General features: G+C 68.7%; 14 protein-coding genes and 1 riboswitch. Of the genes, 4 read left to right on the forward strand and 10 right to left on the reverse strand.

Features of this window, described 5'->3' with window-relative positions; genetic code table 11:
* Positions 1 to 4: 4 nt before the first annotated feature.
* The 4 genes from J3P44_RS15055 to J3P44_RS15070 all read left to right on the forward strand — a co-directional run bounded on the left by J3P44_RS15055 (position 5) and on the right by J3P44_RS15070 (position 3,786).
* On the forward strand, positions 5 to 211 hold the full coding sequence (locus tag J3P44_RS15055) for a hypothetical protein (RefSeq protein WP_255891251.1): 207 nt from the start codon (positions 5 to 7) through the stop codon (positions 209 to 211).
* Between the two features lie 56 nt (positions 212 to 267).
* A complete protein-coding gene (locus J3P44_RS15060; RefSeq protein ID WP_255891252.1) occupies positions 268 to 1,380 on the forward strand; it encodes an acyltransferase family protein in 1,113 nt (370 codons plus the stop codon).
* Positions 1,370 to 1,525: riboswitch (cyclic di-AMP (ydaO/yuaA leader) on the forward strand. (Overlaps the previous gene by 11 nt.)
* A gap of 31 nt (positions 1,526 to 1,556) precedes the next feature.
* Complete coding sequence (locus J3P44_RS15065) at positions 1,557 to 2,546, forward strand: C40 family peptidase (RefSeq protein ID WP_255891253.1); 990 nt, start codon at positions 1,557 to 1,559, stop codon at positions 2,544 to 2,546.
* Positions 2,547 to 2,613: 67 nt separating this feature from the next.
* Positions 2,614 to 3,786 (forward strand): hypothetical protein, encoded by a 1,173-nt coding sequence (locus J3P44_RS15070; RefSeq protein WP_255891254.1) that lies wholly within the window; start codon positions 2,614 to 2,616, stop codon positions 3,784 to 3,786.
* A 25-nt stretch (positions 3,787 to 3,811) separates the two neighbouring features.
* Here J3P44_RS15070 and J3P44_RS15075 read toward each other — a convergent pair whose 3' ends face one another.
* From J3P44_RS15075 to cpaB, 10 genes are all read right to left on the reverse strand, one after another.
* Positions 3,812 to 5,248, reverse strand: a complete 1,437-nt coding sequence (locus J3P44_RS15075; protein WP_255891255.1) for a hypothetical protein — start codon at positions 5,246 to 5,248, stop codon at positions 3,812 to 3,814.
* A 65-nt stretch (positions 5,249 to 5,313) separates the two neighbouring features.
* Positions 5,314 to 5,487, reverse strand: a complete 174-nt coding sequence (locus J3P44_RS15080) for a Flp family type IVb pilin (protein ID WP_255891256.1) — start codon at positions 5,485 to 5,487, stop codon at positions 5,314 to 5,316.
* 75 nt (positions 5,488 to 5,562) lie between these two features.
* Positions 5,563 to 5,751 (reverse strand): Flp family type IVb pilin, encoded by a 189-nt coding sequence (locus tag J3P44_RS15085; RefSeq protein WP_255891257.1) that lies wholly within the window; start codon positions 5,749 to 5,751, stop codon positions 5,563 to 5,565.
* A gap of 177 nt (positions 5,752 to 5,928) precedes the next feature.
* A complete protein-coding gene (locus tag J3P44_RS15090; RefSeq protein ID WP_255891258.1) occupies positions 5,929 to 6,576 on the reverse strand; it encodes a response regulator transcription factor in 648 nt (215 codons plus the stop codon).
* Positions 6,573 to 8,105: a sensor histidine kinase gene (locus J3P44_RS15095; RefSeq protein ID WP_255891259.1), complete on the reverse strand. Its 1,533-nt coding sequence runs from the start codon at positions 8,103 to 8,105 to the stop codon at positions 6,573 to 6,575. The genes J3P44_RS15090 and J3P44_RS15095 overlap by 4 nt, the downstream gene beginning before the upstream one ends.
* Before the next feature lie 20 nt (positions 8,106 to 8,125).
* On the reverse strand, positions 8,126 to 9,052 hold the full coding sequence (locus J3P44_RS15100) for a type II secretion system F family protein (RefSeq protein WP_255891625.1): 927 nt from the start codon (positions 9,050 to 9,052) through the stop codon (positions 8,126 to 8,128).
* 5 nt (positions 9,053 to 9,057) lie between these two features.
* Positions 9,058 to 10,965 carry a type II secretion system F family protein gene (locus J3P44_RS15105; protein WP_255891260.1) on the reverse strand — a complete coding sequence of 636 codons (1,908 nt, stop codon included), beginning with the start codon at positions 10,963 to 10,965 and terminating at the stop codon, positions 9,058 to 9,060.
* Positions 10,962 to 12,368, reverse strand: coding sequence for a TadA family conjugal transfer-associated ATPase (locus J3P44_RS15110; RefSeq protein WP_255891261.1), 1,407 nt, complete (start codon positions 12,366 to 12,368; stop codon positions 10,962 to 10,964). The genes J3P44_RS15105 and J3P44_RS15110 overlap by 4 nt, the downstream gene beginning before the upstream one ends.
* A gap of 1 nt (position 12,369) precedes the next feature.
* The gene (locus J3P44_RS15115) at positions 12,370 to 13,632 is read right to left on the reverse strand and encodes a CpaE/TadZ family protein (RefSeq protein WP_255891262.1); all 1,263 of its coding nucleotides are present in this window, start codon (positions 13,630 to 13,632) and stop codon (positions 12,370 to 12,372) included.
* Positions 13,629 to 14,411 (reverse strand): Flp pilus assembly protein CpaB, encoded by a 783-nt coding sequence (gene cpaB / locus J3P44_RS15120; RefSeq protein WP_255891263.1) that lies wholly within the window; start codon positions 14,409 to 14,411, stop codon positions 13,629 to 13,631. The genes J3P44_RS15115 and cpaB overlap by 4 nt, the downstream gene beginning before the upstream one ends.
* Between the last annotated feature and the right edge of the window lie 18 nt (positions 14,412 to 14,429).

A 14,429-nucleotide genomic window follows, 5' to 3' on the forward strand; every position in this document is an offset into this window, starting at 1 on the left:
GAGCATGACGACACGGATCGACTGCGACACCTGCCAGGTGAGGGGGCTGCACTGCCACGACTGCGTGGTCATGGTGCTGCTGGGTCCGCCACCGGAGCTGACCATCGACGACGACGAGATGGCGGCGCTGGACGCGCTGGCCTCAGGAGGACTGGTGCCGCCGCTGCGGCTCGTGGATCCGGTCGCGGGCCCGGTAGTCGAGTCCGCCTGAGGCCCCAATCTGCCAAATTCGCCCCTGAGCGCGATGCGGAAGGGGATGATTCCCCCATGCGGGGGGAGCAGTGGACGTTGTCTCACCTGCCCGCACTGGACGGTATTCGCGGGCTCGCCATCGCCTTTGTCATGGTGGCCCACTCGCCGGTCTCCGGCATCCACGGTGCGGGGACCATCGGCGTCACGATGTTCTTCACACTCAGTGGATTCTTGATCACCGCGCTACTCCTGCAAGACATCCAGGCTCACCACAGGGTGCGGCTGGGGCGATTCTTCGTTCGGCGTGCCCGCAGGCTCGCGCCCGCACTCCTGCTGTTCCTGGCCGCGATGGGGGCCTTGGCGCTGATCTCGACCAGCCCGGTGATGCCGACGAGCAGCGACTTCTGGGGTGCACTGCTGTATGTCGGTAACTACACGAGCGCCATGGACGCACGCGACACGACGATCTCCCACACCTGGTCCCTGGCGGTGGAGGAACAGTTCTACCTCGTCTGGCCCTTGGTGCTGATGTGCTCTGCCCGCTTGTCCCGTGGTCGTTGGTTGGTGCCACTGTTGGCGACTCTCATCAGCTTCGCCATCATTGGTCGGTATCTCTCTTGGGACGGCGGGGCGGGGATCCTGGTCGTCTCGTTCGCCACCCATCTCCGCATGGACGGACTGCTGGTCGGATGCTTGTTGGCCGTGTACCTGCACCGTCGCGGAACGAATCGGGTTCCGACGGCGGTCCCTGTGGTCACCACGATTGCACTCGTGCTCCTGATGTTCGTCGGCATCCGTAGCGCGTTTCTCGTGGTCGTCACCGTGGTCCCGATACTGACGGCACTGATGCTTCTGGCTGCCACGAGTGGTGGTGCGGTGTGGCTAGCCGCGCGCCCGCTCCAGCTACTGGGCCAGCGCTCATATGGCATCTACCTGTGGCACTACCCGATATTCGCCCTTGCGGCGGCGGCAGACACGAAGTTCGGCGCGGCCGTGTGGGCGGGCGCACTGTCCCTGACCGCTCTGATCGCCCACCTCTCCTGGCGTTGCGTCGAAGAGCCGTTCCTCAAGAAAGATCCTCCGAATCGCCGCGAAGATTGGCGAGGGCTCCGCACGCGGTCTAAGGTGTCCCCTGACGTCCGTGGAAGTGGGTCACCCGGCCCGCGCGGGCGTCGCGCCGAGTCGTAGGCCACGCCCCTGCATCACCCGTGGTCGACGAGCCGGGGAACCACACTTCCCCCTGGGGTGAATCCCCTGCAAGGCGCACTGCGCAAGCGGTGCGTGGAGCAGGGGTAGGACATGTCGTGCCGAACCCGTCAGCTCACCTGGTAGGCGTACGACACCCCCGAGGAGTTCCCCCGCTCGTGGCTCACACCCGCAAGCGAGTAGGCGCGGCCGTTCTTGGTCTGTGCGCCATCGCTGCCATCGCATTCGTTCCCGCGACACCCGCCCAGGCCGACCCCGACATCAAGGACGTCAAGGCACGCGTCGACCGCCTCTACCACGAGGCGGAGGTGGCACAGGAACGCCTGCACGACGCCAAGCTCGACCTCGCTGACCTCCGTCGCGACCTCGCTGGCCTCAAGGCCGACCAGGCCCGTCAGGACGAGCGTCTCGACGTCGTGCGTGACCAGGTCTCCGACGCCGTCGTGCGACAGCTGGAGGGCGAGGGGATCTCCACCGTCGGCCAGATCGTCGTCTCAGAGAACCCGGGTTCCTTCCTCGACAGCCTGTCCACGATGTCGTCCTTCAACGACCTGCAGGCCTCCCTGCTGGCCGACTACGACACCGAGCTCGAGGCCCTCGAGATCCGTCGCGAGGCCACCGACGCGCGGACGAAGGAGATCGCCGAGCTCACCGAGCAGCTGAGCGTCGAGAAGGAAACCGTCGACGACAAGCTAGCCGAGGCCAAGAGCGTGCTCGCCGACCTCGAGGCCGAGGAGCGTGAGCGACTGCTCGCCTCGCGCGGCGCCACCACCCGTATGCCCAGCTCGGTCCCGGCCTCCGGCCGTGCCGCGGCCGCCGTCCAGTACGCCATGGCGCAGGTCGGCGACGCCTACGTCTACGGCGCGATGGGCGAGAACGCCTTCGACTGCAGCGGCCTGACGATGCGTGCCTGGGCCCAGGCCGGGGTCTCGCTGCCGCACTCCTCGAGCGCCCAGTACGGCTCGGGTCCGCACATCGCCGCGAGTGACCTCCAGCCGGGTGACCTGGTGTTCTACTACAGCCCGATCAGCCACGTCGGGATGTACATCGGCAACGGCATGATCGTCCACGCCGCCAACCCGGGTACCGGGGTCGCCGTCTCCGGCCTCTACTCGATGCCCTACGTCGGCGCGGTCCGTCCTGGCTGACCTGCAGACCTCGAAGGCCGGTCGTCCACTCCTGTGGGCGGCCGGCCTTTCGCTGTGCCTGGTCGCCGTGCTCGCGGTGGTGCTGACGCGGGGTCCGCATGACGTCGACCCGCGCCCTGTCGACGTACCCCGGGCCAGTCCTGCGGCCGCGGCAGCCGCCCTGACGGCGTTCGTGGACGCGGTGGACTCCCGTGATTCCGTGGCGCTGGCGTCCCTGGCGCCGATGGACGAGGCCGCCGCCGCCGAGCTTCTCTCGGGCATCGCTCGCAACGCCGACTCGCTCGACCTGCGCAGTGTGAGTGCCCGCTACGTCGACCAGGTGGGCACAGTAGCGCCCGACGGGACGTGGACGGGGATCGTCGAGCTCACGTGGCAGCTTGGCGGCATGGACCCGGCGCCGTCGACCGCCGACGTCGCCGTGGCGTTCGCACCCGACGACGTGGGCCTGGGCATCTCACGCTTCAGCTCCGGCGACGACAGCAGCGCACGGGTGCCGCTCTGGTTGCGAGGGCAGCTCTCAGTCGCCCGTGCCGACGGCGTCCTGGTCATGCTCGACGGGACCTGGCGCGAGGCCACATCCGTCGCGCAGCGTGTCACGCGCGGCATCGAGGTCGTCAACCGAGTCCTGCCGGAGTGGAGGTCGCCGGTGGTCGTCGAGGTGCCGGCCACCGCCAGTGACCTCGACGAGACGCTCGGCGCAGCCCCTGGGACGTACGCTGCGATCGCCGCGGTGACCACGACCGCGGGAAGCGGCACGGGTACGGACGCGCCTGTCCACGTCTTCGTGAACCCGGACGTGACTGCGGGACTGCGACGTGCCGGGGCGCAGGTGGTGTTGAGCCACGAACTGGTCCACGTCGCCACCGATGCGGCGCGCACCCCGATGGAGACCTGGCTGCTGGAGGGGTTCGCGGACTATGTCGCGCTGCGTGACACCAACCTTCCGGACCGGACGACGCTCGGCAGGGCGATCGAGCTGGCGCGCCGTGAGGGTGTGCCGGACGCGCTGCCGTCGGCTGCCGACTTCGACACCCGCGCGCGTGATCTCCAGGCGCGCTACGAGCAGGCCTGGTTGGCCTGTCGCATCGTCGCCGAGAGGCTGGGGGAGCAGGCTCTGGTGTTCATCTACGAAGCGGCAGCCGCTGGGGAGCCGGTCGATCGATCGCTGCGTCGTGCCGGCCTCCCGGCGGCCGAGCTCACGGGGGAGTGGCGCAGCCGTCTGCGGCAGCTGGTCGGATGAGTTCGCATCGACCTGGCACGTGCCGTCAGGACGAAGGCACGAGCAGCACGTAGCCCTCGTCCTCGGCGACAGACGTCCAGCCACGCTGGTCGACCAGTGCCGTCGCCAACGGTGAGTTGTCGAGGAGGACGGCGGCCTCGGGATCCCAGCGGTCGAACGTGTCCTCCCAGCCGCCGGCCACGGCCTGGGTGCGTCCGTAGTCGCGGAGGTGCTGGACGGAGTACGCCTCGGACATCCCGTCGACGACAGGTGTCAGGTGGGGGTGGCGCCAGCGCAACCAGCCGCCGAGCTTGTAGTCGTTGAAGACGACTCCTGGCTCGAGCGCCTCGAGACCGGAGTCGAGTCCCGCCGGGATCTTGGTCGGCTCCTCGGCGGTGTGCGGGACGACCAGTGCCGCGACGCCGGCGATCACGATGGCGCTGATCCGGAGCGACCACGATGCGCGAACAGTGGGCGCCTGGAGGTCTCGCCCCAAGAGGCTGTGGAGCGTGGCTGCGACCAGCGGGCTCACGGTCAGGGCACCGAGCGCGACTGTACGCGTCGAAAGCAGGATCCAACCCACGGCTAACGCCAGGAGCATCACCTCGGTCCACGGGATGCGCCGCGTGGAGCGGGACCACGCGACCACGATCACGGCGACCATGAGCGCTGCGACGGCTGGTCCGGGGGAGCGGAAGGACGGGGCTTGCCACTCGGTGATGAACGCACCCACGCCGGCTACTGCCAGAGGGGCTCCGAGAAGGGCTGGTCCGACGGGGGTCAGGGCCGCAACCACGACGCTCGCGAACGGGACGGCCGCGAGGCGTCGGGCGTTCGTGTGGTCGAGCCGCCCATCCAGCGCCAGACCGACCAGGATGGCGAGTCCGAGCACTGGCCCCACGAACCACATGCCGTGCGACATCGCCCAGACCCACGTCATGGGGATCAGCCACCACCGAGGCCTCAGGTCGCTCGTCGTGCCGCGCCACGCGAGGAGCGTGAGGACGAGGCAGAGATAGGTGACCATGTGCGGGCGGGGCGAAAGGCTCGCCGCCATCGCGACCACTGTGATTCCAGTGGTGAAGGCGGCCGGGACTGCGTCGGCCACGGAGCGCGTCAGCCGGTGCAGGAGCAGCACCAGCGCCATCAAGCTGAGCGTGAAGAGCCACGCGACGGCTGGCAACCCGGCGGCGCCCTGGGCGGACGCGACAACGATCTCCGTGAGCCACTGGGTCGGCACCCACGGCTGGTCCGAGACCGAGCTCCACGGCTCGGTCACGGAACTGACCGACCGCGCGTCGATGATCGCGTGCCCCAGAGTCAGGTGCCAGAACGTATCCGGGTCGGATATCGCCCTCGTGCCCTGTCGGGCGACGACCGCCAGGAACAGGACCATCAAGACGGTGGGAAGCCAGCCCGGCACGACCGAGGTCGACTCCGGCGTCGGAGCGTCTTCGGTTGTCGTGGTCTCCTCGACCTGCATGAAGCCTCGCCCGAGACTCGAGCCCGGAGCGGACGCCGGGCTGGGATACGTATGGGTGTGACTGCTCAGATGGCTGTGGTGAGCCAGGTGCTCAGGAAGTCGAAGTAGTCGTTGAGGGCGTCGCCGAACAGCGCGACCCCGACCACGATCACAATAGCGATGAAACCGACCAGAAGGCCGTACTCAGTAGCGGTGGCGCCACGCTCGTCGCGTTCGTGGAGCAGAGCATTGAGAATCATGCGGTTCCTTCCTCGGTATGCGGCGAGGCCGGCCACTCCGAGGGGAGTGGCCGGCCTCGTCACGATGGCGGTTGATCAGTCCCAGTTGGCGACGGTGTCGGACAGGCTGTCGAAGAAGTCGTTGAGGGCGTCGCCGAACAGGCCGACACCGACAACGATGATGAGGGCGATGAGGCCCACGAGCAGGCCGTACTCCGTGGCGGTGGCGCCCTTCTCGTCGCGCTTCGGGCCGGCGATCATGAGTGCGAAGAACTTCTCGAGCATGGTGTTTCCCCTTTGGTCTGTGATGAGTCTCGGTTCCGAGCCCACGAGGCCCGTCGAGAGAACTCTCCCAAGAACCAGGGACTGCCGAATCGGGTGATCGGCCGGGGATGCATAGTCCCTTGTGACTACGTCCGCGCCATCCCAGCGAGCCCTCGCATGGTCCGGTCCGGTGACGGCTCAGAACTTCTGGGGCGCGGCGCGGTCGAGGAGTCCCAGGCGCATCGCTGCCACCAACGCCTGGGCGCGATTGGCCGCGCCCAGCTTCTGGTAGATGTGGGTGATGTGGGTCTTCGCCGTGGACTCGCTCATGTAGAGGCTGCCGGCGATCTCGCCCGTGCCCAGGCCGTCAGCGAGCAGGGCCAGGACCTCTCCCTCGCGAGTGGAGAGCTTCGGTGGTGCGGGTGTGGTCGCCCGGCGCATCATCGCGGCGCTCAGGCCTGAGCAGAGGAACGTACGAGGCGCCACGGCCGCATGACGGGCGGCACTGACGACCTCGGTGGCCTTGCTGTCCTTGCCCACGAACGCGGAGGCCCCCGCCTCCATCGCGGCGAAGATCTGGTCGTCGCCGGCGTGCATGGTGAGGACCACCAAGCCGACGGTGTCGTTCGTCGCCCGCACCTGCCTCACCACCTCGAGCCCGTGGCCGTCCGGCAGCTCCAGATCGGTGACGATGACGTCCGGGCCGAGCTCGCCGAAGGCCGCGACACCCGCCGCCACCGACCCCGCCTGCCCGACGACCGTCATCTCGGCGTCGCGCTCGAACGCACGGGCGAGGCCCTGCCTGATCAGCTCGTGGTCGTCGATGAGCAGAACCTTGATGGTCATGCGAGCTCCTTCGTGGCGGCGGTCAGGGGCGGCGACTGGAGGCGGACGATAGTGCCTCCGCCGTCCCGGGAGGTGACGTCGAGCGAGGCTTCGATGCCGGCGGCACGCTCGTGCATGCTCTGGAGACCCCAGTGCCTGTCTTTGGGCTGGGCGTTGCCGACGCCGTCGTCCTCGACCTCGAGAAGCAGTGTGGAGCCGTCGGACACGAGCGTTACCCAGAGGTTGTCGGCATTGGCGTGCTTGCGCACGTTGCCGATGGCTTCCTGTGCCACGCGCAGGAGCTCGGACTCCGTGCGCGGCGGGAGCGCGGGACCGGACTCGTCGAGCACGAGGTTGACCCGCAGGTCCATGTCCTGGGTGACCTGGTGGACGTAGTCGGCGAGCGCCCCGGACAACCGGTGCTCGGCCACGTGGTGGCGCAGGTCCAGGATCGAGTAGCGGATCTCGGCAACGACCCGGCTGATTTCCTGGCGCATCGTGTCGGCCAGCGCGAGCGTCTCTGCCTCGTCCGAGACCGAGGCGATCTCGTCGACGAGGTAGCCGAGGGCGACGAGCTCCTGGGCCACTCCGTCGTGCATCTCGCGCGCGATTCGCTTGCGCTCCTCTGCTGTGGCGAGCCGACGCACCTCGTCGAAGAGGACAGCCGTGTCCAGGCGGAGGGCGAACTCGTCCGCCACGGTCTGGGCGATCGCTCGGGAGTCCGCGTTCCAGCCGCCCGGGCGCCGCAGGACCACGCTGCCGAGTTGGTGCCCGGCACCGCGGAGCCCGACGACCAGCACGTCGTGGACCCGGGGGTGGTTGGTCCCGACGGCGTGACTGGACAGAGACGTCGTGTCGCCGTGTCCGGCGAGCTGGACCAGCGGCGGCCCCCAAGCGTGGCCGTAGACGGCCACGTCCACCGCCCCGGTCCCGTCGCGCAACCGACCTACGAGCTCGGTGGAGAGCTTGACGCTGTCGAGTCCGACCTCGCCGCGACTGGCCAGGTCGTGCAGCTGGCTCATCAACTGGTGGGTGGCCACATAGGGGGCCTGGCTCTGCTCCAGCGTGCGGATGCTGCGCGTCTGGACGCCGGCCAGGACCCCGATCCCGAGACCTGTCACCAGCCAGAAGCCCACGGACTGAAGCACGTCGATGGACGGCGGGTCGCTCGACAGGCGGCTCCCGACGAGGACAGCGGCGGCCGACACCAGAAACGCGTTGGTGGCCAGGAGCCACCCATGCCTGATGCCGGCAACGAGGGGCGGCACGGCGAGGTAGAGCAGGATCGCCTCGTCCCGGGCCGGATCAGCCGCGACGACGGCACCCACGAGGAGCGACTCGACCACAGGCACCCAGCGTTGGAGACCGTCCGCGCCGACCCCCTCCACCAGGCTGGCCATGCTGGCGATGAGGCCGAGCACCAGGATCAGGACCGCAACGCGGCCCACGCCGCCGGCCGAGAGTGCTCGGCCGAGGACCAGCGCGATCGCGAAGACCCTGACCGCCGTGGTGATCCGCCACGTGCGTCGCGCAGAGTGCGTGGTCCCCACCGAGGCGACCAGGTCGAGGATCACTGGCTGCCGAACAGGTCGCCCATCGACAAGAAGACAGGGCCGATCACGACGATGAAGATGGTGGGAAGGATGAAGAAGATGACGGGGAAGAGGATCTTGACAGGCACCTTCTGGGCCGCTTCCTCGGCTCGCTGGCGTCGCTTGGTGCGCATCTCGTGGCTCTGGATGCGCAGCACCCGAGCGATCGGGATGCCCAGGCTGTCGGCCTGCACCATTGCGAGGCAGAACGACTTGAGGTCGGGAAGGCTCGTGCGCTCGCCCATCGCGCGCATCGCCTGGGCCCGTCCGATGCCGAGCTGCATCTCCTGGAGGAGACGCGCGAACTCCTCGGCCATCGGCCCGGTGGTGTTCTTCGCGACCCGCGCGACGGCGGCGTCGAAGCCGAGACCCGCCTCCACCGAGATGGTGAGCAGGTCGATCGCGTCGGGGAGGGCGTTGCGCATGAGGCTTGCGCGCTTGTCGCCCGCGTTCTTCAGCAACAGGTTGGGCAGGACGTAGCCGAACGCGGCGAAGCCTGCTGTGAAGAGCAGCACCTTGTTCAGGGGGTAGCCTCGCGAGAGGCAGAACAGGAAGCCCAGGCCCGCCAGCGCGCCGAGCCCCAGGACCTTGAGGCCGATGATGCGGTTGACGTCCCACGCGGGTGGATTGCCGGCGATGTCGAGACGGTGGGCGATCTTGTCGGCCGTGTCGGCGCGGGTGATCTTGCGGCCGATGCCGACGAGGCGCTCGCCGAGCGGAGCGATCACACGCTCCGCGAACGGCCGCTCCAGCTCGTCGGAGATGATGGTCGGGGCGGCGTTCATCGCTTGCACGGCCGCCACTGAGCGGGCCACCGCCCGACGCTCGGAGGTGAGCACGCCCACGATGGAGAACGCCAGCACCAGCGCGGCGAAGAGGAGTCCGGCTCCCAGCAACAGCAGCATGTCGGTCACACCTTGATCTTGGTGAGTCGGGACATCACGAAGCCACCACCGGCCAGCATGGCGACAGCGATGCCGAGAAGGATGTAGCCGGCGCCGGTGGTGTAGAGAGGCTCGACGAACTCGCCCTTGAAGAGGACCATGTAGAAGAACAGGGCGATGGGCATCGCCGTCAGCACGTAGCCCGAGAACCGGCCCTCCGCGCTGAGCACACGCACCTGACGGCGCAGGTACTCCCGGTCGCGGAGCGTGTCCGAGACCGTGTTGAGGAGCTCGGCCAGGTTGCCACCGACTTCGCGCTGGATCCGGATGGCCATGACGACCCACCCGAAGTCCTCGGACTCCATCCGCTCCGCGACGTTGTCGAGGGCCTCCTCGACGGGGATGCCCAGGCGTTGCTCGATGAGCGCCCGCCCCAGCTCGCCGGCCATCGGCTGGTGCCCCTCCCGGACGACGGTGTCGACGGCCTGGGGGAGCGAGAGCCCCGCCGAGAGCCCGCCGGCCATCAATGTCAAGGTCTCGGCCAGCTGCGCGTTGAACGCCGCCAGGCGCTTGGCGTGCTTGCGCCTGAGCCAGAACCACGGCAGCACGAGACCCACGATGAAGAGGAGCACCATGAGGACGCCACCCTTGACGATGAGACCGGCGAATGCCGCACCGACGGCGATCCCTGCGTGCAGCAGCAGCCATTCGGCTGGCTTCAGGGAGCTGCCTGCGCCGGCCAGCCGCTTGGTGAGCCGGTCCTCGAAGTCCCCCTTGACCATCTGCCCGGCCAGCCCGACGGCTGCGTCCTTCATGCTCCCTTGCGCCTTGGCCTGGCTTCGACGGCCCTTCGCGCCCGCAGCGGTGGTGCCTCCGCCATGCGAGAAGTAGTTGTTCAGGCGCTGGTCACTGAGTGACTTGCTGGTTCCGCCGCCGAGGGCGAAGGCGAGCACACCCGCAAGGCCGAGGCCGAACGCCAGCGCGCCGAGCAAGAAACCGCTTGGACCGATGAGGGGATCGCCGGGCTTGATCACCTGAGGCGTGTCCGGCGAGGCCGAGCTGGCCAGCGAGACGAAGGCGGAGTCAGTGAAGGTCGTGCTTCCCGCCGACAGCGTGGCCTCAACCGTCTGCTCGCCGGAGATGCCTGCCGGGAGGTCGAACGTGACCAGCACCTGGGAGGCAAGCGCCTCGGCCTGGGCCGAGAACACGGTGCCCAGGGCTTCGGGATCGGCCGGGATGACCTGTCCACCGGCGGCCGAAGCGAGGCCGTCGAGGGTCGCCTGCTGCTCGGCCGACTGCGCCAGGGCCACCACGTCGACGACCACGCCGGCGTCGCTCGCGGTGGTCGACAGCTCGTCGATCGTGGTGGTGCTGCCGGTGTCGGCGCCGTCGGACAGCACGAGGAGCGACCGCGCGCCCTCGTCCCCGGCGAGCTCAATGCCGGCGGCAACCGCGTCGTACAGCTTGGTGCCGGGCTTGAGCTCCACCGCGGCGAGCTCGTCGATGATCGACTCGTGGTCGGTGGTGGGGGAGACGGTCTCCTGCACCGAACCGGCGAAGGTGACCAAACCAATCTGCACGTCGTCGGGCGCTGCGGTCAGGAAGGAGTCGATCGCGGTGATCGCGGCGGTGAGCTTCTCGCCCGCCATGCTGTTGCTGGCATCGAGGACCAGCACCGTCGTCCGCTCGACCTGCCCGCCTTCGACGGTCTGGGCCGAGGCGTCGACCTGCTCCCCGTCGACCGTGACGCTGACGCTGTCCAGGTCGGCGGTGGCGCCTGCGGGAAGCCGGTCGACACCGAGCAGCATCGAGACCGTGCCCTCGTCGGACTGCACGTGGTCGATCGTGATCTCGTCGGCCGCGTGGGCGGTCGTCCCCGCGCCGGTCGCCACCAGGAAGAGGGCGGCCGCGGCGATCGCCGGGGCGAGCCTCACCTCACGCTCCCGCGCGTGGCGAAGACGGCCGGGTCGACGTGGACGCCGTGGTCGGCCAGGCGCTCCAGGAAGCGCGGACGAAGCCCCGTGGAGATCAGCTCGCCCTGGAACTTGCCGTGCTCGTCCACGCCGGCGGAGAAGTCGAACACGAAGACGTCCTGGGTGGTGATGATGTCGCCCTCCATGCCGACGATCTCGGTGACCGCGGTGATCCGGCGCGTGCCGTCCTTGAGACGGGTCTGCTGGATAATGAGGTCGACGGCGCTGGACACCTGCTCGCGGATGGCACGCACAGGGAGGTCCATGCCCGCCATGAGGACCATGGTCTCCAGACGAGACAGGGCGTCGCGCGGCGTGTTGGCGTGGAGCGTGGAGATCGAGCCGTCGTGGCCGGTGTTCATGGCCTGGAGCATGTCGAGTGCGGCGGCGTCACGGATCTCGCCGACGACGATGCGGTCGGGACGCATGCGCAGGGAGTTCTTGACCAGGTCGCGGATCAGGACCGCGCCCTTGCCCTCGATGTTGGGGGGCCGGGACTCGAGGCGCAGCACGTGGTCCTGGCCGAGCCTGAGCTCGGCGGCGTCCTCGATCGTGACAATGCGCTCGTCGTCGGGGATGAACGAGGACAGCACGTTGAGGGTCGTCGTCTTGCCGGCGCCGGTGCCTCCCGAGACCAGGATGTTGAGTCGGCCCTTGACGCACGCCTCGAGCAGGTTGGCCGAGGACTGCGTGAGGCTGCCGAAGTTGATCAGGTCCTGGACCGTGTAGGGGTCCTCGGAGAACTTGCGGATGGTGAGCTTCGAGCCGTCGAGCGCGAGCGGCGGGATGATCGCGTTGACACGGCTGCCGTCGGGGAGACGGGCGTCCACCATGGGGCTGGCCTCGTCGACGCGACGCCCGATCTTGCCGACGATCTTGTCGATGGTGCGTCGCAGGTGCGCCTCGTCGGAGAAGCTGGTGCCGGTCTTGACGAGCTTGCCATTGCGCTCGATGTAGATGCTGTCGTAGGCGTTGACCATGACCTCGGACAGCTCGCCGTCGCGCAGGAGCGGCTCGAGGGGACCGTAGCCCAGGATGTCGTCGGAGATCTCCTGGGTGATCCGGGTGCGGTCGGCGCCCGACATCACCACGTCGGTCGCGGCCACGGCACCTTGGAGCGCGAGACGGACGTTGCTCTCGAGCTCGCTCTGCGTCATGTGGACGTCGTAGAGCTTGGGGCCCAGCGACGCGACCAGCTGTGCGTGGACGACCCGCTTGACGTCCTCGAAGGGATCCCGAGCGACCTTCGCGGGCTTCTTGGGGACCGTCGACGAGGGCGCGGTGGCCGGCGACTTCTCCTGGGAGGGGTCGGGGCTCTCGGTGCGCGCTCGCTGGGCAGCGGCCAGTCTGTCGGTGAGACCCATGTCAGGCCTTCCTCAGTCGGAAACGGTTGGCGGAGGAGCGGGACTTGCCATCCGCGTCCGGCTCCTCCTGGGCGGCGCGGGCGGCGCCCGCGATGGAGCTGGCGAAGGCCTTGATCGCCTTGCTGTTGGGGTGGCTCGCGTAGGCCCGCACCAGTGGCTCGCCGCGGTTGACCGCGGTCAGCACCTCACGGCTGGAGACGAGCGAGCAGTCGGCCTTCAAGCCCAGGGTGGACTCGTACTCGTCGGTCGAGAGACCGACCTTGGCGTCGGCCCGGTTGAGGACGAAGCGCCACTTCTCGCGCGGGAAGTTGAGCAGCTCCAAGGTCTGCGTGGCGAGCTTGAGTCCCTTGAGGGCAGGGATGTCGAGCGTGCCGACGAGGACGAGCGTGTCCGTGCGGTCGAGGGCGGTCAGCGCGTGGTCGTCGAACACTCCCGAGGTGTCCACGACCACATAATCGTAGACGCGAACCAGGAGGTCCAGCAGCTTGGCGATGTCCTCGTTGGTCGCTTGGTCGGGAGAGTCGAGGTGGACGGGGGCTGCGACGACACCCAGCGTCTTGGAGTAGGGCGTCACCAGGGTCTCGATCGCGTCCACGTCGATCTCGCCGTGGAAGGCGGCCAGGTCGTTGAGCGTCCGCATAGGGGTGAGCTGGAGCATGATCGCGATGTCACCGTTGTTGACGTCGAGGTCGACGATGCACACTGAGCTGCCCTGATCGGCGAGCGAGACCGCGATGTTGGCCGCCATCAGGCTCTTGCCCACGCCGCCCTTGGTGGAGAAGACCGTGACCATCTGGCCCGTGGGCCGCTCAGCCTCCTCACGGGCGGCCTCGGCCCTCGCCTGGGCCTCGGAGAGGGCGGCGGTCGCGGCTGCCTGCGCGGCTGCCTGGGTCTCGTCCTCCATCGTCTGTGAGATGGCGGTCGAGACCGCACGAGCCCGGCTCACCGCTGTGGTGAGTCCCGCGAGGTCACGCGACTCCACGACCTCGCGCATGCCGCTGCGCAGCGCGGTCGAGAGGGCGTGCGCGTCCACCGTCTCGCGGAGGAGGATCACGCCGAGGTCCGGCTTGTGGACCCGGGCCCACTGGGCGAACACCGCGGCGTCGTCGACCGCGACGGACGGACCGATGACGATCGCGAACTCCTGGGGCGTCGCGGCGATGTGCTCGCCGAGCGCCGCCATGGACTCGAGGGGTACGGACCCGTGCAGCATCGCCTGCAGGACGCTCAGCCGAGAGCGGTCCGTCTCCACGATAGCTGTCATCCAGCGGCCCCCCTGAACGTCTCCGGCAGGATGTCGACGGGGTTGACGCCGGCCTTGTCCTGTGACTTCGTCTCGCCGCCGAGCAGCGCGATGGTGATCTCCGTGGTGCGGTCCGCGAGCACGAGCTTCTCGGCCTCCTCCTGCGTCACTGCCACGGTGAGGATCGTCTTGGGCACCTCTTCGACGACCTGGGCGCCTTCCTCGTTGGTGACGGTACGCGACGACACCGACGTGGTGCCGACTCCGATCACCGGGACACGCGCCAGGATGATCCGCGTCACCGAGGACAGGGTCTCCTCGGTCCCGTCGGGGAGCCGCCGGATGGGGGCGGCAGCGGTGCCGAAGATCGCCACCTCGGACCCGGGGTTGACGAAGCCGGCGACCCGCTCGAAGTCGGTGAGCTCCACGGAGACCGCCATCTTGTCGTCGGGGATCACCAGGCTCTGCACGTCACCCAGGGTGCCGAACCGGTCGGAGATGATCTGCTCCCCGGGGTAGACGCTACCGAGGGCGACGAGGTCGGTGATCGACTCCGTGCTGTCGAGGGCACCGGCGACCATGTCGTCGCGGCGCACCTCCTTGGCCTCGAACTTGCCGGCCTCCTGGGCCGCGCTGACCGTCTCACCGGCCTCGATCACGGCGGTCGCGGTCAGGACCTCGACGAGCTCCTGACCCTTGGCAGCGCGGTCATCGATGCCCTGGACGTAGAGCACGATCATTGCGGTTCCGACGGCGGCGATGAGGACGGCAGCGATGAGGAGCGCGGAGCGGCGAGCCATGAAGTAGTTCCTTCACTC

This window comes from Nocardioides astragali, assembly GCF_024436375.1.
In the GTDB taxonomy this organism is placed as follows: Bacteria; Actinomycetota; Actinomycetes; order Propionibacteriales; family Nocardioidaceae; genus Nocardioides; species Nocardioides astragali.